This is a genomic window from Halarchaeum sp. P4 (assembly GCF_051195175.1).
Lineage (GTDB): Archaea > Halobacteriota > Halobacteria > Halobacteriales > Halobacteriaceae > Halarchaeum.
The window spans coordinates 247,887-268,764 of the sequence record NZ_JBNTKC010000001.1 but is presented as its reverse complement, the minus strand read 5'-3'; the positions used below and the strand labels follow the sequence as shown (position 1 = coordinate 268,764).

The 20,878-nt window shown below is 69.1% G+C and carries 25 protein-coding genes and 1 tRNA gene; 9 read left to right on the top strand and 17 right to left on the bottom strand.

All coding sequences use genetic code 11. The annotated features are described in order from the left end of the window. Positions 1 to 56 precede the first annotated feature (56 nt). Positions 57 to 1,163: an NADH:flavin oxidoreductase/NADH oxidase gene (locus ACQUS8_RS01465; RefSeq protein WP_435095860.1), complete on the bottom strand. Its 1,107-nt coding sequence runs from the start codon at positions 1,161 to 1,163 to the stop codon at positions 57 to 59. 142 nt (positions 1,164 to 1,305) lie between these two features. On the opposite strand from ACQUS8_RS01465, the gene ACQUS8_RS01460 reads away from it, so the two are divergent. After that, complete coding sequence (locus ACQUS8_RS01460; RefSeq protein ID WP_435095857.1) at positions 1,306 to 2,034, top strand: DUF7504 family protein; 729 nt, start codon at positions 1,306 to 1,308, stop codon at positions 2,032 to 2,034. A 4-nt stretch (positions 2,035 to 2,038) separates the two neighbouring features. Here the strand turns inward: ACQUS8_RS01460 and ACQUS8_RS01455 are convergent, their stop codons facing one another. Beyond that, positions 2,039 to 2,335, bottom strand: a complete 297-nt coding sequence (locus tag ACQUS8_RS01455; RefSeq protein WP_435095854.1) for a hypothetical protein — start codon at positions 2,333 to 2,335, stop codon at positions 2,039 to 2,041. Between the two features lie 46 nt (positions 2,336 to 2,381). After that, entirely contained in the window at positions 2,382 to 3,128 is a 747-nt protein-coding gene (locus ACQUS8_RS01450) for a carbon-nitrogen hydrolase family protein (RefSeq protein WP_435095851.1), read from the bottom strand. 117 nt (positions 3,129 to 3,245) lie between these two features. Between ACQUS8_RS01450 and ACQUS8_RS01445 the strand changes: the two genes are divergently transcribed. Beyond that, entirely contained in the window at positions 3,246 to 4,796 is a 1,551-nt protein-coding gene (locus tag ACQUS8_RS01445) for a uracil-xanthine permease family protein (RefSeq protein ID WP_435095848.1), read from the top strand. Here ACQUS8_RS01445 and ACQUS8_RS01440 read toward each other — a convergent pair. Further along, entirely contained in the window at positions 4,778 to 4,957 is a 180-nt protein-coding gene (locus tag ACQUS8_RS01440) for a hypothetical protein (RefSeq protein WP_435095845.1), read from the bottom strand. The two genes, ACQUS8_RS01445 and ACQUS8_RS01440, sit on opposite strands and share 19 nt — an antisense overlap. Before the next feature lie 12 nt (positions 4,958 to 4,969). Next, positions 4,970 to 5,818 carry a ZIP family metal transporter gene (locus ACQUS8_RS01435; RefSeq protein WP_435095842.1) on the bottom strand — a complete coding sequence of 283 codons (849 nt, stop codon included), beginning with the start codon at positions 5,816 to 5,818 and terminating at the stop codon, positions 4,970 to 4,972. 171 nt (positions 5,819 to 5,989) lie between these two features. Between ACQUS8_RS01435 and ACQUS8_RS01430 the strand changes: the two genes are divergently transcribed. The 4 genes from ACQUS8_RS01430 to ACQUS8_RS01415 are packed head-to-tail and all read left to right on the top strand — an operon-like array spanning position 5,990 to position 10,536. Continuing rightward, positions 5,990 to 8,077 carry an acetate--CoA ligase family protein gene (locus tag ACQUS8_RS01430; protein ID WP_435099240.1) on the top strand — a complete coding sequence of 696 codons (2,088 nt, stop codon included), beginning with the start codon at positions 5,990 to 5,992 and terminating at the stop codon, positions 8,075 to 8,077. A 51-nt stretch (positions 8,078 to 8,128) separates the two neighbouring features. Next, on the top strand, positions 8,129 to 9,052 hold the full coding sequence (locus ACQUS8_RS01425) for a DUF7544 domain-containing protein (protein ID WP_435095839.1): 924 nt from the start codon (positions 8,129 to 8,131) through the stop codon (positions 9,050 to 9,052). 45 nt (positions 9,053 to 9,097) lie between these two features. After that, a complete protein-coding gene (locus tag ACQUS8_RS01420; RefSeq protein WP_435095836.1) occupies positions 9,098 to 10,219 on the top strand; it encodes a pyridoxal phosphate-dependent aminotransferase in 1,122 nt (373 codons plus the stop codon). Between the two features lie 26 nt (positions 10,220 to 10,245). After that, complete coding sequence (locus ACQUS8_RS01415) at positions 10,246 to 10,536, top strand: PRC-barrel domain-containing protein (RefSeq protein ID WP_435095833.1); 291 nt, start codon at positions 10,246 to 10,248, stop codon at positions 10,534 to 10,536. Here ACQUS8_RS01415 and ACQUS8_RS01410 read toward each other — a convergent pair. Next, positions 10,533 to 11,996 (bottom strand): DHH family phosphoesterase, encoded by a 1,464-nt coding sequence (locus ACQUS8_RS01410; RefSeq protein ID WP_435095830.1) that lies wholly within the window; start codon positions 11,994 to 11,996, stop codon positions 10,533 to 10,535. The genes ACQUS8_RS01415 and ACQUS8_RS01410 overlap by 4 nt on opposite strands. 135 nt (positions 11,997 to 12,131) lie before the next feature. Here ACQUS8_RS01410 and ACQUS8_RS01405 point away from each other — a divergent pair. Beyond that, positions 12,132 to 12,205: transfer RNA gene (locus tag ACQUS8_RS01405), tRNA-Lys, on the top strand. Between the two features lie 387 nt (positions 12,206 to 12,592). On the opposite strand, the gene ACQUS8_RS01400 is transcribed toward ACQUS8_RS01405, so the two are convergent. The 9 genes from ACQUS8_RS01400 to ACQUS8_RS01360 form a co-directional block, all read right to left on the bottom strand. Continuing rightward, the gene (locus ACQUS8_RS01400; RefSeq protein WP_435095827.1) at positions 12,593 to 13,654 is read right to left on the bottom strand and encodes a methionine synthase; all 1,062 of its coding nucleotides are present in this window, start codon (positions 13,652 to 13,654) and stop codon (positions 12,593 to 12,595) included. Beyond that, entirely contained in the window at positions 13,651 to 14,649 is a 999-nt protein-coding gene (locus tag ACQUS8_RS01395) for a 5-methyltetrahydropteroyltriglutamate--homocysteine methyltransferase (protein WP_435095824.1), read from the bottom strand. The genes ACQUS8_RS01400 and ACQUS8_RS01395 overlap by 4 nt, the downstream gene beginning before the upstream one ends. A gap of 116 nt (positions 14,650 to 14,765) precedes the next feature. Continuing rightward, positions 14,766 to 15,140 (bottom strand): hypothetical protein, encoded by a 375-nt coding sequence (locus tag ACQUS8_RS01390; protein ID WP_435095821.1) that lies wholly within the window; start codon positions 15,138 to 15,140, stop codon positions 14,766 to 14,768. A gap of 31 nt (positions 15,141 to 15,171) precedes the next feature. Further along, positions 15,172 to 15,756, bottom strand: coding sequence for a HemK2/MTQ2 family protein methyltransferase (locus tag ACQUS8_RS01385; RefSeq protein ID WP_435095818.1), 585 nt, complete (start codon positions 15,754 to 15,756; stop codon positions 15,172 to 15,174). Then, positions 15,749 to 16,975 (bottom strand): mechanosensitive ion channel family protein, encoded by a 1,227-nt coding sequence (locus tag ACQUS8_RS01380; RefSeq protein WP_435095815.1) that lies wholly within the window; start codon positions 16,973 to 16,975, stop codon positions 15,749 to 15,751. Before ACQUS8_RS01380 ends, ACQUS8_RS01385 begins: the two co-directional genes overlap by 8 nt. Beyond that, entirely contained in the window at positions 16,972 to 17,805 is an 834-nt protein-coding gene (locus tag ACQUS8_RS01375) for a 16S ribosomal RNA methyltransferase A (RefSeq protein WP_435095812.1), read from the bottom strand. Before ACQUS8_RS01375 ends, ACQUS8_RS01380 begins: the two co-directional genes overlap by 4 nt. A gap of 38 nt (positions 17,806 to 17,843) precedes the next feature. Further along, positions 17,844 to 18,416: a DUF655 domain-containing protein gene (locus ACQUS8_RS01370; protein WP_435095809.1), complete on the bottom strand. Its 573-nt coding sequence runs from the start codon at positions 18,414 to 18,416 to the stop codon at positions 17,844 to 17,846. Positions 18,417 to 18,508: 92 nt separating this feature from the next. Beyond that, complete coding sequence (locus ACQUS8_RS01365) at positions 18,509 to 18,868, bottom strand: RNA polymerase Rpb4 family protein (RefSeq protein WP_435095806.1); 360 nt, start codon at positions 18,866 to 18,868, stop codon at positions 18,509 to 18,511. A 2-nt stretch (positions 18,869 to 18,870) separates the two neighbouring features. Beyond that, positions 18,871 to 19,161: a 50S ribosomal protein L21e gene (locus tag ACQUS8_RS01360; protein ID WP_435095803.1), complete on the bottom strand. Its 291-nt coding sequence runs from the start codon at positions 19,159 to 19,161 to the stop codon at positions 18,871 to 18,873. Positions 19,162 to 19,273: 112 nt separating this feature from the next. On the opposite strand from ACQUS8_RS01360, the gene ACQUS8_RS01355 reads away from it, so the two are divergent. After that, positions 19,274 to 19,945: an MBL fold metallo-hydrolase gene (locus tag ACQUS8_RS01355; RefSeq protein WP_435095800.1), complete on the top strand. Its 672-nt coding sequence runs from the start codon at positions 19,274 to 19,276 to the stop codon at positions 19,943 to 19,945. 88 nt (positions 19,946 to 20,033) lie between these two features. Here the strand turns inward: ACQUS8_RS01355 and ACQUS8_RS01350 are convergent, their stop codons facing one another. Both ACQUS8_RS01350 and ACQUS8_RS01345 read right to left on the bottom strand, forming a co-directional pair. Continuing rightward, on the bottom strand, positions 20,034 to 20,300 hold the full coding sequence (locus tag ACQUS8_RS01350; protein ID WP_435095797.1) for an elongation factor 1-beta: 267 nt from the start codon (positions 20,298 to 20,300) through the stop codon (positions 20,034 to 20,036). Positions 20,301 to 20,302: 2 nt separating this feature from the next. Beyond that, positions 20,303 to 20,476: an HVO_2753 family zinc finger protein gene (locus ACQUS8_RS01345; RefSeq protein ID WP_435095794.1), complete on the bottom strand. Its 174-nt coding sequence runs from the start codon at positions 20,474 to 20,476 to the stop codon at positions 20,303 to 20,305. A gap of 107 nt (positions 20,477 to 20,583) precedes the next feature. Between ACQUS8_RS01345 and ACQUS8_RS01340 the strand changes: the two genes are divergently transcribed. Next, positions 20,584 to 20,877 (top strand): DUF7545 family protein, encoded by a 294-nt coding sequence (locus tag ACQUS8_RS01340; RefSeq protein WP_435095791.1) that lies wholly within the window; start codon positions 20,584 to 20,586, stop codon positions 20,875 to 20,877. Position 20,878 lies beyond the last annotated feature (1 nt).

Sequence of the window (20,878 nt, the reverse complement as noted above, 5' to 3'; positions counted from 1 at the left end):
TCGGGCACGGGCATACGGGGGAGAGGGACGCCCGCGAGGAAAGGGTTACCGGCGCGTCAGAGGCGCTCGTTGAAGCCCCGGAGGTACTGGTTGGGCACCATCTCGTCCTCAAGCGCGCCGAGTTCGTCGGCGGCGTGAAGGCCGAAGTAGGGGTCGCGGAGGAATTCGCGGCCGACGATGACGAGGTCTGCGCGCTCGTTCGCGACGATGGCTTCGCCCTGCTCGGGCGTGGTGACGCCGCCGACGGTCCCGACGCGGACGTCGCTCTCGGCGTTCTCGCGGACGTGCTCGGCGAGCGCGAGCTGGTAGTTCGGGCCGACCTGGTCGGGATAGGAGTCGGGGGCGATACCGCCGGAGGAGACGTCGATGAGGTCGGCGCCGGCCTCGTGGAGGACGTCGGCGAGGCGGGCGGACTGTTCGACGGTCCACGAGTCGCGGTCGTCGAACCAGTCGGTGCCGGAGAGGCGGACGAACACGGGCTTGTCGTCCGGCCAGACGTCCCGGACGGCTTCGGTGACTTCACGAATCAGGCGCGCGCGGTTCTCGAAGCTCCCGCCGTACTCGTCGTCGCGGTCGTTGGTGACGGGGGAGAGGAACTCGTGGAGGAGGTAGCCGTGTGCGCCGTGGACTTCGGCGACCTCGAAGCCGGCGTTGAGCGCGCGTTCGGCGGCGTCGCGGAAGGACTCGATGACGCCCGCGATGTCGTCCTCGTCCATCTTCTTCGTCGGCGGGGCTTCCTTCTCGTAGGGCCACGGCTTGTCGCTGGGCGCGACGACCTCGTAGCCGCCCTCGTCGGGCTGGAGGGGTTCGCTGCCCTCCCACGGGCGGGACTTGGAGGCTTTGCGGCCGGCGTGGGCGAGCTGGATGCCGGGGACGGAGCCCTGACTCTTGATGAACTCGGTGGTCCGTTCGAGGGCGTCGGCCTGCTCGTCGTTCCAGAGGCCGAGGTCCTCGGGGGTGATGCGGCCGCGCGCTTCGACGGCGGTGGCCTCGACCATGACGAGGCCGGCACCGCCGACGGCGCGGGAGCCGAGGTGGACGTGGTGCCACGGCGTCGCGACGCCGTCGCGGTCGTCCACGGAGTACTGACACATCGGGGAGACCATCAGGCGGTTGGGGAGCTCCGTCTCGCGGAGCGTGAGAGAGTCGAAGAGGTCTGCCATCGTCCCCATCTATCTGCGCGCCGAAAAAAGGGGTAGTGGAGGCGGGGCCGATTGCCGAGACTCGACCGCGCGTTATTTTTCGGGCGTCGCGTCCGCGGGGACAACCTATTTATCCTCTGCGTTCGTGTGTAAATTTATATCTATGGGAGCAGAGATGGAGGGTGACACGACCGAGGGCGTGTCGGCGTTCACCGACAGGCTCGGGGCTCTCAAACGCGACGGCTGTATGCTGTTGCTCGTCACGCCGCCCGACCACGACGCGGCGGCCGCCGCCTGCCGGCGGATGCTCGGCGACGAACTGCTCACCGAGCGCGAACGGCTGTTCGTCCTCACCGAGAGCGACGCGAGCGACCACCCCGGAACGAGCCTCGGCAAGCACGGCGACCCGGCGGACACCGGCGTCCTCCGCTATCACACCGAGGCCCGAAGCGTCACCGCCGACAGTTCGATGGGGTCGGGCGGTCCGAGCGGCCCGGACACGGACTCGTTCGCCGCACGCGTCCCCAGCGCGGACATCCGGGGGGGCCTCGACGCGCTCGCCGACGGCGTCGAGGACGAGATCGGGCGACTCGACGCCCGCGCCGGCGGACTCGACCCGGGTGAACTCCGCGTCTGCGTCGACACCCTCGACGATTTGCTCGCACACGACGGCACCGAGGCCGTCCACGAGTTCCTCCACGACGTCCGCGACGTCGTCCTCGCACACGACGGGATGTGTCACGCACACCTCTCCGCGGACGTCCACGCCGCACCCATCGACGAACTCGGCGACGCCTTCGATGCCGTCGTCGAGGTCGACTACGACGGGCGGGCGAAACAGCGCTGGCACGTCCCCGACCTCGGCTTCTCGACCGGCTGGCTCGCGCTCTAAGGCGTCAGTCCTCGGACGCTGCAGACTCTTCCTCGCTCTCGGCTTCCTCCATCTCCCCGACCTCGATGTCGTCGCCCTCGGACTCGGTCTCCTCCGGTTCGGACGCTTCGTGCTCCTCGTCCTCGCCTTCGTGCTCCACCTCGGGTTCGCCGTGGCGCTCGACCTCGATTTCGACCTCGACCTCCGCGCCGGCGACCTCCAGTTCCGCCTCGGCCTCCCGCGAGGAGCCGAGTTCGACTTCGAGTTCGTCCCGGTCGATTTCGACCTCTACCTCGACTTCGACGTCAACGTCGTCGGACATACTCGCGAGTGTGCCCGCAATCCACTACAGCGTGGTGGCTCACCGCTCAGGGGACGCCCACGAGGTCGCGTTGCTCGGCCAGCACGTCGCCATCGAGCGTCGCGACGAGGTCCCGCTCGCCCCGCCCGAGGCGCGCGCCGACGGTGCCGTCGGGTCGGACGACCGCCGAGCGACCCGCGTAGCGGCCGTGCGCGTTCTCACCCGTCCGCCCACAGCCGACGACCCAGCGCACGCCGTCGAGCGCCCGCGCCCGCAGGAGGAGGTCCCAGTTCGCCGCATGCGCCGCCGGCCACGCGCCCGGCACGAAGAGCGCGTCGACGGCCCGCTCGGTGAACGCCGCGCTCTCCCCGACGAAGTTCAGGTCGTAGCAGGTGAGGAGACCAGTCGGGCCGGCGGGCGTCTCGACGACGACGCGCTCCTCACCCGGCGTGACGACGGCCGCCTCGTCGCCCCAGAGGTTGCGCTTGCGATAGTGGGTGCGCTCGCCGTCCGGCGCGACGTACGCGAGCGTGTTGTAGTAGGCGTCGCCGGCGCGTTCGAGGAACCCGACGAGGACGGCGACGTCGTGGCTGGCCGCGGCGGCCTCGACCGCCGCGAGTTCGGCGCCGTCGCGTGCGATAGCGCACTCGTCAGGGTCGTCCGCGTCGAAGCCCGTGAGGCCGTACTCGGGGAAGACCGCCACGTCGACGCGCACGGGCAGGTCGGCGAGGCGTTCGCGGACCGTCGCGACGTTCGCGTCCGGGTCGGCGTCCACGACGGCGTGCTGGCAGGCGGCGACAGTAGGGTCGGCCATCGCCGCGAGAGTAGCCAGTCTACCGACAAGAGCGGTGTGGTCCCACGCGACGAGGACGGCCGACACGAATACCCTTATGCCGCGTCGCGGGCACTCACTGCGTGAACAGAGGCACGCATGACAGGAGACGAGAACCCGGAGGCGCCGCCGGAAGGGTTGGCGGGCCAGCCCGGGACCGAGTCGGTCGAACAGTCGAGCGACGTCGAGTACGGCATCGACGAGCGCCCGCCGACGGGTGAGTCCGCGCTGCTGGGCCTCCAGCACTACCTCACGATGGTCGGCGCGAACATCGCCGTCCCACTCGCGCTCGCGGCGGCGATGGGGATGCCCGACCAGTACATCCCCCTCTACGTCGGGACGTTCTTCGTCGTCTCCGGCGTCGGCACCCTGCTGCAGACGACGTTCGGGAACCGCTACCCCATCGTGCAGGGCGCGACGTTCTCGATGCTCGCCCCCGCCATCGCCATCATCGGCTTCGTCGGCACCGGAAACTGGCAGCAGGCCATCCTCGCCCTGCAGGGCGCGGTCATCGTCGGCGGAGTCGTCGAGTTCGTCATGGGGTATCTCGGCGTCATGGGGTGGCTCAAACAGTACCTCTCGCCCGTCGTCATCGCGCCCACCATCGCGCTCATCGGGCTCTCGCTCTTCAGCGCCCCACAGGTCGTCACGTCGACGCAGGCGTGGTGGCTCGTCGGCCTCACCGTCCTCCTCATCGTCGCGTTCAGCCAGTACCTCGACGACACGCACCGCGTCTTCCGGCTCTACCCCGTCCTGCTCGGCATCGTCGCCGCGTGGGCCATCGCCGCCGTGCTCTCCCTCACCGGCGTCATCGCCTCGGGGTCACCCGCGTTCGTCGACTTCTCCGTTGTCGCGAACGCCAGCCTGATTCAGGTGCCGATGCCCCTCCAGTGGGGGATGCCGACCTTCCAGACGTCCTTCATCATCGGGATGTTCGCGGGCGTCCTCGCCTCGATGATCGAGTCCTTCGGCGACTACCACGCCGTCGCGCGCCTCGCCGGCGAGCGCGCGCCCTCCGCACGCCGCATCGACCACGGCATCGGCATGGAGGGGCTCGCGTCCGTCTTCGCGGGAGTCATGGGCACCGGGAACGGCTCGACGTCCTACTCCGAGAACATCGGCGCCATCGGCCTGACGGGCGTCGCGAGCCGCTACGTCATCCAGATCGGCGCGCTCCTCATGCTCGTCGTCGGCTTCGTCGGCTACTTCGGCGCACTCATCACGACGATTCCCGACCCCATCGTCGGTGGCCTCTACATCGCGATGTTCGGCCAGATTGCCGCGGTCGGCCTCTCGAACCTGAAGCACGTCGACCTCGACAGTTCGCGGAACGTCTTCATCATCGGCATCGCGCTCTTCCTCGGCCTCGCGCTCCCCGCCTACATGGGGAACGTCGGGAGCGCGAGCGCCTTCCAGCAGGGGATGGCAAGCACGCCGGTCGTCGGCTGGCTCCTCGGCCTGAAGGTCGTCTCCGACACGATTTACGTCGTCGGCGGCACCGGGATGGCCGTCGGCGGCCTCGTCGCGTTCGTCCTCGACAACACCGTTGAGGGCACGCGCGAGGAGCGCGGGCTCGACGAGTGGGACCAACTCACCGAGGCGGAAGGCGAGTTCCGGTCGGCCTACGAGCGCTACGTGAAGGGCGACTGAGCGACCCGATCCGTTTTCGACCCGACGGCGAACCCGCCGAGTCGCCACTCCCGGACGAGTTCGAGCACCAGCCACGTGCACGCCATCACGGCGACGGCGCCGAGGACGGTGCTCGTGACCCCACACGTGTAGTGCTCGCCCGACCGGCGTCGCGGCGACATCCGCCGTCGCCCTTACGGACCGACGTGGATGAACAGCAGCGGGACCATCACCGCCACGCCGGCGAGCACGCCGGCGAGGAACGGGAGAATCCCGCGATGGGGGAGGTCCCGTCCGGCTTCAAGGGCATCCGGGACGAACTCGGTGAGCACGAGGTAGACCATCGCGCCGGCGGCGAACCCGAATCCGAACGGGAGGAAGGCGCGCGCGAGACGGACGAAGGCGAACGCGACGACGGCACCGATCGGCTGCGGGAGACTGGAGAAGACGGCGGCGCCGACCATCCGCCACTCGCCGACGTCCATCGCCTTCAGCGGGATGCTCACCGCGAGCCCCTCCGGGATGTTGTGGACGCTGATGGCGACGGTCATCAGGACGGCGAGCGGTGGCACCGTCAGGCCGAAAATCGGCACGCCCGACGCGAGGCCGAGTTCGGCGAAGGAGACGCCGACGGCGACGCCCTCCGGGAAGGAGTGGACGGTGAGCACGCCGAGGACGAGCACGAGCGTCCGCCAGTCACCCGACGCGATAGCCGCCGGGTCGACGTCGGGGCTGAGCGCGCCCTCGCCGTCGGCGAGCTGGAGCCTGTCGAGCAGGCGGTCGGACGCCTCGACGAGGACGACGCCGACGATGACGCCGGCGACGAGGAGCGTCGGGAACCCGCTCGAGTAGGCGAGGCCCTCGCGCGCGAGGCCGAAGAACGACGCCGCGAGCATGATGCCAGAGGCGACGCCCCAGAGCGCCACCGTCCAGCGGTCCGAAACCTCGTCGACGTAGAAGAACGGGAGCGCGCCGAGCCCGGTCGCGAGGTCCGTGACCAGCCCCGCGAGGAAGACGAAGGCCAGCGCCTCGAAGGCGACCATTACGTGACCCTAGACGACTCCGGGACTTAGGGCTGACCGCCGGCTCTCACGGGTCGGGACCCCGCCCCGACGCTTAAGCGCGCGCCGGGAGAGATGGCGAGTGTGACGGAAGACGCAGACGCGGACACGGACGCGAGGTCGGGCACGCGACGGGACGCCGCTCCTGACGGCCTGTTCGCCCCGGAGCGCGTCGCGGTCGTCGGCGCGACAGGGCGCGAAGGGTCGGTCGGGCGCTCCATCCTGACGAACCTCGCGTCGTTCGACGGCGACGTCGTCGCCGTGAACCCGAAACACGACAGCGTCCTCGGGAGGACGTGCTACGACCGCCTCACGGACGTCCCCGGCCGCGTCGACCTCGCCGTGGTCGTCGTCCCCCCGGAGCGCGTCGCGGACGTCGTCGCCGACGCGGGCGAGGCGGGCGTCCCGAACGTCGTCGTCGTTACCGCCGGGTTCAGCGAGGCGGGCGCCGAGGGCGCCGAGCGCGAGCGCGAACTCGCCGACCTCGCCGAGCAGTACGGCCTGACGCTCGTCGGGCCGAACTGCCTCGGCGTGATGAGCACGCGCTCCGGGCTGAACGCGACGTTCGGGCCGACGATGGCGCGCCCCGGCTCCGTCGGGTTCATGAGCCAGTCGGGCGCGTTCGTCACCGCCGTCCTCGACTGGGCGGCCGACGAGGGTTTCGGCTTCTCGGACGTCGTCAGCCTCGGGAACAAGGCCGCGACCGACGAGACGGACTTCGTGGAACGCCTCGCCGCCGTCGAGGGGACGAACGTCGTCCTCGCCTACCTGGAGTCGGTCGTCGACGGCCGCGCGTTCATCGAGACGACCCGCGAGGTGACCGAACACACGCCCGTCGTCGCCGTGAAGTCCGGACGGACGGGCGCGGGCGCACGGGCCGCGTCCAGCCACACGGGCGCGCTCGCGGGGAGCGAGGCTGCCTACGAGGCCGGTTTCGCGCAGGCGGGCGTGGTTCGCGCCGAGAGCGTGCAGGAGCTCTTCGACTTCGCGCGCGCACTCGACGGCCTCCCCGTCCCGGAGCACGAGGGTGTCGCCGTCGTGACGAACGCGGGCGGCCCCGGCGTGATGGCGACGGACGCCGTCGGCGACTCCCGGCTCTCGATGGTGACGCTCGGCGAGGACACCCAAGAGAGGCTCTCCGACTCGCTCCCCGCGAACGCGAACGTCCACAACCCCGTGGACGTCATCGGCGACACCGACGTCGCGCGCTTCGAGGGCGCGCTCGACGCCGTGCTCGCGGACGGCGGCGTGGGTGCCGCCGTCGTCGTCGCCGCCCCGACGACCGTCCTCGACTACGAGGCCCTCGCCGAGTCCATCGTCGACTGCCAGCGCGAGCACGGCAAACCCGTCGTCGCCTGCCTGATGGGCGGCGAGCGCGTCGATGCGCCCGAGGAGACGCTCGAGGCCGCCGGCATCCCGAACTACTTCGACCCCGCGCGGGCGGTGGATAGCCTCGACGCCCTCGCCGAGTACGCCGCCGTCCGCGAGCGCGACTACGAGGCACCCCGCGAGTTCGACGTCGACCGTGAACGCGCCCGCGCCGTCCTCGAGCGCGCCGCCGACTACGACTCCGGCCAGCTCGGCGTCGAGGCGATGGAGCTGCTGGACGCCTACGGCATTCCGACGCCCGCGGGCGGCGTCGCCGACTCGCCCGACGACGCCGCCTCGATAGCCGCCGACCTCGGCGACGACGTCGTCATGAAAATCGTCAGTCCGGACATCACCCACAAGTCAGACATCGGCGGCGTCGAAGTCGGCGTCCCCCAAGACGAGGTCGCGGCCACCTACGAGACGCTCCTCGACCGCGCGCGCTCGCACGACCCGGACGCGACCGTCCTCGGCGTCCACGTGCAGGAGCGCGTCGACACCGAGGCGGGCGTCGAGACCATCCTCGGGGCGACGCGCGACCCGCAGTTCGGCCCGCTCCTCATGTTCGGCTTAGGTGGTGTGTTCGTCGAGGTGTTCGAGGACACGACCTTCCGCGTCGCACCCGTGAGCGAGCAGGAGGCCGGCGAGATGGTCGACGAACTCGACGCCGCGCCGCTGCTGCGCGGGGCGCGCGGCCGGGCGAGCGTCGACGAGGCCGCGCTCCGCGAGTGTCTCGAACGCCTCGGGGCGCTCGTCGCGGACTTCCCCGCCATCGCCGAACTCGACGTCAACCCGCTGCTCGCACGCCCCGCCGACGCAGGCGGGCCACTCGCGCTCGACCTGCGCGTCAGCGTCGACGCCGAGAACCTGTAGGCCGGTCGCTTGCCGTCGCACTTTTACCGCCCCCGACGGGACTGTAGAGGTATGTCGTCGTGGTACGCGGTCGCCGTCCTCCGCCGGGCGTACGCGGAGACGAGCGACCTCCTCCGACCCGTCACGCCCGCCGTCTGGGCGCGCCTCGCGCTCCTCGCGCTCTTCGCGGGTGGGGCGTCCGTCCGGCCGCCCGGCGTCGGCCTCGGGAGCGTCCCGCTGAACGTCGCGAGCGCGCCCTCGCTCCACCCCGCATTCGATACGCCGCGAACGCTCGCCTTCCTCGCCACCGCCGCCGTCCTCGTCGTCCTGCTCGGCGTGCTCGCCTCCGCCTGCGAGTTCGCCCTCGTCACGTTCGTCGAGGAGCGCGGCACCCCGATTCTCCCCGCCGTCGGCCGCGCGCTCGGCCCCGGCCTCCGGCTCTTCGGGTTCCGTCTCGTCCTCGGCGCCGTCGTCGTCGTCCCGCTCGTCGCGCTCCTCACGGGCGTCATCGGCGCCGCGAGCGCCGGCTCGATTACCGGCCTCCTCGTCGCGCTCGTCTTCGTCCCCGTCGTCGGCGGCCTCGTCCTCGCCGTCCTCCTCGTCTCCGCGCTCACCTCCTCGTTCGTCGTCCCGCTCATGCACCGCGAGGGCTACGGCGTCCTCGAGGGATGGCGGGCGCTCCAGCCCGCGCTCGTCGCCGACGCCGAGCAGGTCGCCGTCTACGTCCTCGTGCGTGTCTGTCTGGGCATCGCGTACGCCGTCGCCGCCAGCGTCGTCGTCGGAGCCTTCGTCCTGCCGTTCGCCGCCGCGTACGGCCTCACCGTCGTCGGCGGACAGGCCGGCTTCCTCGCCGGCGTCGCCGCGCTCCTCGTCGCCGCCGTCGGCAGCGTCGTCTTCCTCGTCTGCGTGCGCGGTCCCGCCACCGCCTACCTCCGCTATCACTCCCTGCTCGTCCTCGACGCCACGAACGCCCCCTATGCGTTCCGGGAAGAGTAGGCCGGAGCGACAACGGCTTTACTCGCCCGGCGTGAACCCCGCGACGTGTTCCCCCATATCGAGTATCTCGAGTGGATGCAGGGACGGCCCGACGTCGCGATGTACGACCTCGGGTCTACCGACCTCCGCGGCGTCACCGAAGACCGCCCGTCGACCACGCCGCCCGCCCTCGAGGGCCGCGACGACCCGCCGGTCGGCGCGACGCTCGAGATGCAGATCGCGGGCGAATACGGCGTCGACCCCGAGTGCGTCCTCGTCACCGCCGGCGCCAGCCACGCCAACTTCCTCGCCACCGCCACCGCGCTCGACGCCGACCCCGAGAGCGAGCGCGAGGAAGACGACCGGCGGCGCGCGCTCGTCGAGAAACCCGGCTACGAGCCACACCGGCGCACCCCGAAGGCGTTCGGCGCCGCCGTCGACCGCTTCCTCCGCGAGGACGAATTCCGACTCGACCCCGCGCGCGTCGAGAAGGCACTCACCGAGGACACCGAGCTCGTCACCGTGACGAACCGGCACAACCCCACGGGCCGGCTCGCCGAGCGCGAGACGCTCGCGGACGTCGCCGACCTCACAGGGGAGTACGACGCCCGCCTCCTCGTCGATGAGGTATACGCGCCGTTCGTCACCGAGGAGCAGACGACCGAGGGCGGCATCGGCGGCCCCACCGCCGCCGGAATCGAGGGCGCCGTCGTCACCGGGTCGCTCACCAAGTTCCTCGGCCTCGGCGACCTACGGGTTGGGTGGCTCATCGCCGACCCCGAGTTCGTCGAGCGCGCCCGCGAAGTCTCCCACCACGTCCCCGCCGTCTCCGACGTCGCGCGGGCCTACGGGATGCGCGCGTTCCACCACCTCGAGGACATCGTCGCCGAGCAGCGTTCGATGCTCGAGGAGAACACCGAGTTGCTCGCCGACTTCGTCGCGGAGCGCGACGACCTCGATGGCTTCGTCGCGCCCGGCAGCACCTTCGCCTTCCTCGGCGTCGAAGGCCACGACGTCGACGAACTCCAGGAGGACGCGTGGGAGAACGGCCTCCTGCTCGTCCCCGGGCGCTTCTTCGACGACGAGGACGCGGTTCGGGTCAGCCTCGGGCGCGCGCCCCCGGACATGGCCGCCGCCCTCCGCGTCCTCGGCGACCTGCTCGACGGCCCGGATAGCTCCAACACTTAAGAGGCGGCGCACCGTTCGCCACGGACATGGACGAGACCCCGCAGGAAATCACGACGCTCGTCGGCCGGGAAGTCTACTCGAACAACGGCGTCTTCGTCGGCGAAGTCGAGGACATCCGACTCGACCTCGACGCCGAAGTCGTCAACGGCCTCGCGCTCGGCGAACTCAACCCCGAACTCTTCGAGAACTACGACACCGGCCGGCGCGGCGTCATCGTCCCCTATCGCTGGGTGCGCGCCGTCGGCGACGTCATCCTCATCAACGACGTCGTCGAACGACTGAAGACCACCTCCGAAGAAGAGAGCGCGCTCGTCTAACTGCCGCCGTTCTGCGAGGACGACGTCGCCTCTTGGTCGACGCCCATCGCGTTGAACAACTTGCGTTTCACCGCCTCCTCCGTCAGCCGCAGGAGCGTCTCGCGGTTCTCCTCCGACGTCTCGATGCCCGTGAAGATGCCGAGCGGAATCTCCGCCGAGCCCTGCGTGGAGTGCCCGCCCGCCTCGCCGATGTCGCGGAAGGCGTCCTGGAGGACCTTCCCGATGTTCATCCGGATGTCCTTCGAGCGTGCCGCGAGATAGATGGTGTCGTCGACGATGCCGAACACCGCCGTCGTCGTGATGCCCTCCAGATTGAGGAGTTGCTGGGCGGCCTGCGCGAGCGCGTCCCGGTTCCGGATGAAGCCCGCATCCGAGACGAGGTGGCTCCCCTGGACGTCACGGTTCGTGATGGCTTCCGCGAGCACGTCTAGCGTCTCCGGACTCATGTTCGGCGACTCCACCTGCTCGAGGACGTCGTGGTCCGCGAACGGGTAGAGGTAGGCGGCGGCCGTCAGGTCCGCGGGCGTCGTCTCGCGTCGGAAGTCGAGCGTTTCCGCGCGAATCCCGTAGAGGAGCGCCGTCGCCACCTCCTGTGAGACCGAGAGGTCGAACTCCTGGATGTACTTCGTGAGAATCGTCGACGTCGCGGAGACGTTCGGGCGGACGTCAACGAACTCCGCGTCCACCTCGCCGGAGGCCTCGTAGTGGTCGATGAAGATGTCGATGGACCCCTCGACCTGCATCTCGCCCGCCTTCGCCGGGTCGATGAGCGACACCGTGTCGTACTCGTCGATGTCGACGTCGTCGTACGGCGTCAACTCGATGTCGAGGAGGTTCACGAACGCCCGGTTCTCCTGGTGGCCGATCTCGCCGAAGTAGAGGATGTCCGCCTCGATACCGAGGTGCTCGGCGATGGACTGGAGCGCCGCCGCCGCGGCAATCGAGTCCGGGTCCGGGTTGTCGTGCGTGACGATGGCCATCCGGGAGGTCGTCGTCTCGATGACGTCCGCGAGCTGGCGGGCCTTGTACTCGAGTTCGCCCGACTCCAGCGCGTGGAGCGCCGCGTCCGCGATGACCGACGACGGATTCACGACGACGTCCGCGCCGAGGTCGGTGAGTTCGTCGCTCGAGACGGGGTCGCTCGCGCGCACCACGAGGAACTGCTCGTCGTTGCGCGCGCGGATGTTCCGCACCGCCGCCTCGTTCGCCTCGACGTCCGACGCCATCACGAGCACGACGTCGCGCTCGGAGACGAGGTCCGCGACCTCCTCGTCACGGATGTCGTGCGCCTGCGCGTTCAGGTCCTGATCGCGCAGCGCCTCCACCCGGGACTCGTCCTTGTCGACGATGAGCACGTCTTTCCCCCGCTCGACGAGCTCCTCGGCCACCGCGTGCCCGACGCTCCCACAGCCGAGGATGGCGTACGTCGACATGGACGAAATCGTAGCCCGGCTACTCATGTTAGGCCTCGATACCGCCCCACGTTACTTAATCCCCCCGACGAAAGACGCCTCCCACGCCGCGTGCCACCTCGACGCACGACGCCCCCGGAAAGAAACTTATTTGACTACCCCGCAGTAAGTGGTGAATGCGTTGGGCCGGTAGCTCAGTTAGGCAGAGCGTCTGACTCTTAATCAGACGGTCGGGGGTTCAATTCCCTCCCGGCCCGCTTTTGCGACGAACTACGTGAGGAGCGAAGCGGCCGGGAATTGAGCAAGCGAGTCGCAGCCGAGCGAGGCGAGGACCATCTCGCCCAGTTCAATTCCCTCCCGACCCGCTTCCTTTCGTACTCAGTCAGGAGAGAGGAGTCGCCGTCCTCGGGACAGTCCTCCGTCACTCGGTCGTTCGATGGTGGAGCAAGCTTCTACAGTCCGCCCGCCACCGTGTCGTGCCGAAAGCGACAACTTCCCCGAGTCGCATACGGCCCCGTGTATGCCGTTCGAGACCTACGACTGTACGAACTGTGGTGAGTCGTTCAAGGCGTACGAGGACTCGAACGCCGCGCAGAACGGGTACTGCTCGCCGAAGTGTCAGACGTCGGCGAGCGACTGACGAATCAGTATTCCGCGATTTCTTCGGCGTCGATCTCGCCGGCGTCGAGTTCGGCTTCGATTTCGCGCGCGGCCTGCACCATGTTCTCCATCTTGCCGTAGGCGACGTCGCGCGGCAGGAGTTTGAGCCCGCAGTCGGGGCTGACGGTGAGTTTCTCCGGCGGCACGACCTTCAGGCCTTCGAGGATGTTCTCCTTGATTTCGGCGACGGACTCGACTTCGGCGACGTGGGCGTCGGTGACGCCGAGCGCGAGGTCGGGCCCGAACTCGGGGTCGGTGAAGACGTCGATCTGCTCGTAGTCGCCGTTCGCGAGTTCGACGTCGAACTCGTCGATGGGGTAGTCGTTGATTTCGGGGTAGATGCGCGAGTAGTCCCCGTAGCAGACGTGGAGGCCGATGCGGACGTCGTCGGGGAGGTCGGCGACGATGCGGTCGAGACACTCGCCGACGATGGCGTGGTCGTCGGGCGTCGTCGCGAGCGCGGGCTCGTCGATCTGGATGTAGCGCGCGCCGGCGGCGACGAGCTTCTCAATCTCCTCGTTGACGAGGTCGGCGAGGTCGTAGGCGAGGTCGGCCTCGGTCTCGTAGGCCTCGTTGAAGCTCCACGAGGCGAGCGTGTACGGCCCCGTGATGGGGACCTTGACGGGGCGCTCGGCGACGCCGGCGGTGAACTCGTACTCGTCGACGAGCCACGGTTCGTCGTAGGCGACCTCGTCGGCGACGCTGGGCTTGTCGAAGTAGTTGTGTCCCCAGACCTTGACAGGGCCGTTGAACTCGTAGCCCTCGATGCGCTCGGCGAAGAACTCGACCATCTCCTCGCGGCGCATCTCGCCGTCGCAGACGACGTCGAGGCCGGAGCGCTCGTGCTCGTGGGTGATGAGGCGACTCGCGTCCTCGGTCGCCTCCTCCCAGTCGGACTCGTCGAACTGCTCGCTCTCGCCCTCCTCGTGGAGGTCGCGGGCGCGGTTCAGCCACGTCGGCTTCGGGTAGGAGCCGACGACGGTGGTCAGCAGGAAGTGATCGTGCTCGTGCTCGGGCGGTCGGAACTGTGCGCGGTTGTCGCTCATTGGTTGGCCTCCGTCGTGAGGGCGACGCCCTCGGCGAGGGTCTGGAGTTTGGCTTCGAACTTGTTCACGGGCAGGTAGAAGAGCTCGGTGTTCGGGGTCGCGTAGACGGTGTCGAAGTCGCTGACGGGAACGGACTCCTGGAACCACTCGACGCGCTCCCGGACCGTCTCGGCGTCCTCGACGAGCGTGTTCTGGCCGTCGACGAGGCCGAGCGCAACGGAGTCGGCGGTGCCGTACTCCTGGACGAGGTAGACCGACTCCTCGTGGGCGTTCACGAGGTCGTAGCCGAGGGCGTCGACGCTCGTGTCGAGGAGGTGGGCGTGGAGTTTCTCGCCGAGCGCGCCCCAGTAGGTGTGGACGACGACGTCGGCGTCGGCGGCCTCGCTGACGGTCTGAATCGCGTCCCGGACGCGCTCGTGGGTGTCCTCGTCGGGCGCGTCGAAGACGAGGCTCGGCTCGAGGAGGAAGACGGTCTCGGTCTCCTCGGGGAACTGCGCGACTTCGCCGGCGAGGAAGTCGGCGACGCCGTCGAGGAACGCGGCCTCGTCGCCGTAGTGCTCGTCGGTGGCGAGGTCGGCGAGCGAGTAGGGGCCGGGCGCGACGGCCTGCAGGTCGTCGGTGAGGCGGGCGGCCTTCGCGAGGTCCGCGGCGAGGTCGCCGTCCTCGGTGAGCTCGTCCTCGACGACGGGCTCGCGGTAGAAGTTGTTGTTGTCGTAGTAGCGCACGATGCCTTCGGTCCGGACGTTGTCGTGGACACAGAGCGGGTGGGCGAGCATGTCGTCCCACCGGGCCTGACCCTCGACGACGCGGTCGAGGCCGGCGTCCTGCTGGACGCTCACGAGGCGTTCGCGGGCGGCGTCGTAGGTTGCGGTCACGTCCGCGGATTCGTCACCGCTGATGAGGTCGGACTTCTGGTGTCCTTTGAGGTCGGCAAGTCGGTCCCGCTGGTCGTCGGGGAGCGGGAACAGGCCGGCCGTCGTCGCGACGAGTTCCATGTAGTCGGAGTTCGACACCCCTACTGTTAATATTTTCTCTCCGTGTTTATCACCGGCAGTAATTCATCGCGGACCCAACCGACCCGGCGAGCGTGACGGCCAGCGGCTGGACGGGGTCATTCGCCGGCGAGCGCCCGCGAGCGCAGGGTGAGGTAGGTGATGGCGAGTATCGAGTCGAGGACGGGGACGACGACGAGGCCCAGTCCCAGGAACCCCCAGTTCGCCGGGTCCGGGTTCCAGTCGAGGTCCGCGTCCCGAATCGCCGTCGCGTCCTTGTAGAGCGCGACGGGGAGGAGGAGGCGCACCAGTATCGCGGCACCGAGGAACGGCGCTGCCGGCGCCAACAGCAACACGGGGTCCATGCTACCGATGGACTCGTATGCGAACCCGACCAGAAGAAACCCGAGACACGCCTCGATGACCGTCACGGCCGGCATCGCGAGAACGAGCAGCCACCACCGCGAGTCGACGTCCGCCGACGCATCGCTCATACCAGCGAGTAGACCGGAAGCGGACAAACCGTTACCGGACGAGTTTCAGCACCGTCAGCGTCTCGAACGGGAAGGACTCGTCCGCGAGCGCCACGCAGGAGAACCCGCGCTCGCCCGCGTAGTCGACGACCTCCTCGACGCCCGTCAGCGTGCTCACGAGCACGAGCGCGTACCCCTCGGGGGCGAGCACGCGACCGACGTCGTCGAGGAACGCCTCGATGACCTCGCGTCCCGTCTCGCCGCCCGTCAGCGCCACCTCCATCCAGTCCTCGCGCGCCGCCGCCGCGTCCGCCGGCAGGTAGGGCGGGTTGAACAGCACGACGTCGAGCGCCCCGTCCGCAAACGGCGTCGTGAGGTCTGCGCGCACCGCCTCAATGCCGGCGTCGCGGGCCCGCTGACACGCGTGGGGATTTAGGTCACACCCGACGACGCGTGCCCCAGTCTCCTCCTCGACCGTCGCCGCGACGTACCCCGACCCCGTGCCGACGTCGAGGACGGTGTCGTCGCCCGCCACCTCCTCGCAGGCGACATCCGCGAGGAGGCGCGAGTCCTCCGCGGGGTCGTACACCTCCGTCTCGACGCCGCGGCGCGCCGCGAGATCCGACTCGTCACTCATCGTTCGACCCCGCCGTGTTTTCGTCTCCGGTGTCCGTCTCGCCGTCGCGCGCGTCGCCGACGGTACCGTCCTCGTCCGCGGTTCTCACATCCCGCGCACCGTCGACTGCGTCCCGTTGCGCGTCGGGCGCGTCCGACGGCACCTCGTCGCGCACCCGGAACCCCTCGGTCTCGGGGCGCGCGGAGAGTTCGCGCTGCGGGAACGGGATCTTGATGTCGTGCTCGTCGAACGCCGCGTGGACGGCCGAGATGACCGCCGTGTGCGCGCGCCACTTCCGGCGGGCGCTCGGCTTGTCGATCCAGAACCGGAGGTCGATGGTGACCGCCGACGCCCCGAACTCCGTGAGCACCGCCTGCGGGCGCGGCACCGAGAGGACGTCCTCGACGTCGCGCATCGCCTCCTCGGCGACGTCAACGGCCTCGTCGACGTCCGCGTCGTAGTCCACGCCGACCTCGACGTGCAGGCGCAGTCGCCCCTTCCGCGAGCGGTTGATGACCTCCCGCGCGCCCACGTAGTCGTTCGGGAGCATCACGTACTCGCCGTCGAACGTCTGGATGCGCGTGTTCACGATGCTGATCTCGGTGACGATTCCCTCGTTGTCGCCGACCTGCACCCAGTCGCCGATTTCGAATGGCCGCGCGAACATCAACACGAACCCCGCGAGTACCGCGCCGAGCGTTTGGCGCGCCGCCATCCCGAGGACGATGCCGAGGAACCCCGCACCGATGAGGAGGCCGGAGAGGTTGACGTCCCAGAGGCCGAGCAGCGCGAGCAACACCGCGAGGTAGATACTCATCTGGACGACGCGGAACGCGATTTCGGCCTCGTGGTCGCTGATGCCGTCGCGGCGCTTCGCGAGGTTCTCGATGGCGCGCTTCACCACGCCCGTCGCGACGTACGTCAGCACCACGATGGCGAGCGAGACGAACGCGCGCGCGCCGAGCGTTATCGGGTCACCGATCTGCTCGAGCGTCGCGTAGACTCGGGCCTCCGCGTTCCAGATGTAGACGAGCGCGCTCCCCTCCGCGACGAGGAGGCCGAGCAGGAGCAGCCCGAGCAGGAGGTCGAGGAGGCGCGCGCCGAACGCCCCACGAACGCGGTCCGCGACCTTCCGGACGACCCACCAGAAGGCGACGAACGCGACGAGCGACCCGAGCGAGAGCGCCAGGTCGGCCCGGTGTGCGGCGACGTCCGCGAACGTGATGAGGGGGAGCGTCACATCGGCTCACCGTGTTCGGCGGCGAGGGCGGCGAGCTCTGCGAACGTCTCCGGCGCGAGGTTCCCGGGGCGCTTGCGCAGGAGGTCCTCGTCGACGGCGTCCACGACCGCCTCCGGGTTCTCGAGGTGCGAGATGTGCGCGGTGTTCCGAATCGCGTTCCGGACGTTCTTGCGCCGCTGAGTGAACAGCGCCTTCACGAAATCGAGGAAGAATGCCTCGTCCTCGACCTCGTAGTCCGGGTCGCGCGGCGTCGCCCGCACGATGGCGGACTGGACGCGCGGCTGCGGGTCGAAGGCCTCCTTCGGGACCGTCTCGACCACCTCGATGTCCGCGTAGTGCTGGGCGGTCACGCTCAGGCGCCCGTAGGCGTCGTCGTCCACGCCCGCCGCCATCCGCTCGGCGAACTCCTGTTGGAACATCAGTATCGCGGGTTTCTTCTCGGGGAGGAGGCGGAAGGCGAGCTCACTCGACGCCGAATACGGGAGGTTAGAGATACAGCAGGTATACTCGGGGAACGCGACGTCGAGCGCGTCGCCCTCGATAATCGTGAGGTCGCCGGCGTCACACGCCGCGCGGAACTCCTCGCGGAGGAACGCGGCGAAATCGGGGTCGCGCTCGACGACCGTCACGCGGTCGGCGACGTCGAGGAGGCGGTCGGTGAGCGCGCCCGGCCCCGCACCGATTTCGAGGACGTGCGAGCGGTCGAACGACTCCGCGTACGTCGGAATCCGATTCAGGACGCGGTCGTCGACGAGGAAGTGCTGGTCGAAGTCCGGGTTGCCGCGTCCCGCACGCCGGATGAGGGCGTCGGGGTCGCGTCGCTCGGTCATTGGCGGCGCTACGCCCCCGTGCGGTGTAAAGCCTCCTCTTACCGCTCGGTCTGCACGAACGCGTTGTACTTCACGTCCTCGCCCCGCAATTCCTGAAGGACGCGCTCGACGATGGTGTCCTTCGGGTCGTGAAGGCCGGAGACGCGCTCCTCGAGGTCCTCGAAGCTCTTGAAGGGGCCGCGCTTGCGCTCGTCGAGGATGTTGTCCCGGAGGGTGTCGCCGATGCCCGGGAGGAGGTTCAGCTGGTGGAGGCGCAGCGAAATCGGCTGCGCGTCGTTGAAGAAGTCCACGTAGCGCTCCTCGTTCTCCTCGACGAGCTCCTCGACGACGTACTCGAGTTCGGACTGCGCACCCGCGGAGAGGTCCTCGTAGTCGACGACGTTCACGCGCTCGATGCCCGACTCGGGGTCGGGGTCGACGCGCACGCGGTCGCCGATGGAGACGTCCGCGCCGTCGCTCATCACGAACTCGTAGAGCGTGAAGTCGTCCGTCGCGACGGCGAGGCCGACCTGTTGGCGTCGGAATGCCGCCCGGTCGTCGTCGGAGCGGCCATGCCGGAGCACGTCGAGGACGACGGCGTCCGTCCCGTCGTCCGAATGGGTGTCGCTCATGGGCGAACGTACGACGAGGGAGTTCTTAAAGGGTCGGCCAGTAGCACCGCTCCGCGGGCGGTGTGGTCGGCCGGGTAGCCGACGGGGAAGGGTTACGCGTATTTCGCGACGACGTCCAGCACCTCATCGAGTTCGTCCCCGGAGAGCGCGAAGCGCTCCTGGGCGAACACGGCGCGGAGTTCGTTGCGGTTGCGCGGGAGCAGGTCCGCGATTTTCACGGCGGTCGCCGTCTCGGCGATTTGCTCCAACTCCATGAGTTCCTCGACGAGCTCGCGGGACTCCTCGGCCTCGAGCACCGCGAACCGGTCGACGTGCTCGACGGCGCGGGCGAGTTCGTACCGAAGCTCGCGCTCCTCGTCGGCCGCACGTTCGGCCTCGACGTCGGCGAGGAGGTCACGCGCCTCGGAGACGGTGAGGAACTCCTCGTCGACGGTCTCCTTGAAGATGGTCACGCTTACTCCTGCGCGCGGAGATGCGCGGCCTTGATGATGAGCGTCTTGTCCTTCCCGTTGTCGTTGATCTGGACCTTGAACGCGCGGCCCTGCTTCCCGACGACGGTGCCAGTGTGACCGGAGAAGCGGGGGTGGCAGCGACCCTCGTTCACGGAGGGGTCGATCTTGATGTGGACCTTCTGGCCCTCATCGTACTCCGCGACGGCGCGCTGCGGCGGGGAGGTACCGCGTTCTCGGGGCTTGTTGGCGAGCTTCTTCCGCGTACTGTTGAGGGGTCCGTTGGAGCTCGGCATAGTCGTATGAGGAGTCGTACTGGCGTCTCGGTTATAAAACGCACGTTCCCGACTCGCCACGAGGGGTGCCGACGCCTCAACCGTTTTACGCGCGCCGCCACCACCGACGCGTATGGAACTCGCAGACGGCGTCTACAGTTTCCCGCTCACCATCACGCAGCCCGAACGCGACATCACCATCCATCCCGCAGGCGTCGAGCTCGAGGACGGCGGCCTCGCCCTCATCGACGCGGGCTTCCCCAACACCGTCGACGTGCTCGAGGACGCCCTCGCCGACGAGGGGTTCGACTACGACGACGTCGAATACCTGATTCTCACCCATCAGGACGGCGACCACGTCGGGGGCGCGGCCGAAGTCGTCGAGCGCTCGGGCGCGACGGTGTTCGCCCACCGCGACGACACGCCTGTCATGGAGGGCGCTGAGGACCCCATCAAGGGCCCGGACGGCGACCGCTACGATCCCGTCGCGGTCGACGTACAGGTGGTGGACGGCGTCGAGGTTCGCACCGCGGCCGGCCCCTTACAGGTCGTCGCGACGCCCGGGCACACGCCCGGCCACGTCTCGCTCTTCCTGCCGGACGCGAGCGTCCTCCTCGCCGCGGACGCGAGCGTCGCTGACGACGGCGAACTCGTCGGGCCGGACGAGCGCTTCACGCCGGACCTCGAGCAGGCCCACGAGTCGCTGGAGACGCTCGCGGACCTCGCGTTCACCGACGTGCTCTGCTTCCACGGCGGGCACGTCGAGGCCGACCCCGCGCGGCTACACGAGCTCGCGACGGAGTAACGCAGTCGCTGTGGGGCGTGAATAACCGAGCGACGGTCGCTCGGGAGAAGTAACTCGTTTCGGGGACGCGCGAAAATTCCGGCGCGCGTTATATGCGGCCCGTCTCCTGGACCTGCACGGACTCGACGCCCTCGACGTTCGTGAAGGCTTCCTCGACGGCTTCGGTGCCGCCCGCGTCGTCGGGGACGACGACGGTGGGGAGGAGCGCGACGAGGCCGAACGCGACTTCTTCCTGCTCGAAGCCGCGGAGCTTCGCGCCCTCGGGGAGGGAGTCCTCGAGTCGCTCCTTCAGCTCGTCGAGGTCGATTTCGGGGCTCTGCGGCATGACCTTGAGGACGGCAGCGACCTTCCCCATCGTTACGGCCCCCGGAACCCGCAGTCAGGACACTCGTAGAGGTTGCTCTGCTTGCGGCACTTCGCACAGCGGTAAATCTGCTTGCCGCAGTCCGGACACTTGAACGCCGCGGCGTTCGTCCCGGAGATGTTGATCCCACAGGAGACGCATTTGCGCGCCTGCCGAGCTTCGCTCATACGAATACGGTAGCCGCGCGAGCAGTTTTAACTCTTGCCTCTTGCACGGGCCCCTCCGAGACGGGGCTTCGGCAGGCTTTTCCACCAGAGCCGAGAACCCGTGAGGCATGACTGACGAAGTCGAGACGGTGACGTTCTCCGTCGACGGTCCGGACGGTTCCGACGAAGTCGAACTCCCGCAGGGGCTCGTCTCCCTCCTCAGCGAGGAGGACGACGAGTCGATGGCGCAGGTCGTCGCGGACATCGCGCTGATGGGCTTCGCGAACCGCGCACACACCCTCGCACACCACGGTGAGGGCGACGCGAGCGAGGAGCTCGAGGCCATCGAGTCCGAGACGCTCGAGCTCTTCGAGGAGCGCTTCGGCGTCTCCTACGCCGAGGCGACCGGCCACTCCCACTAAC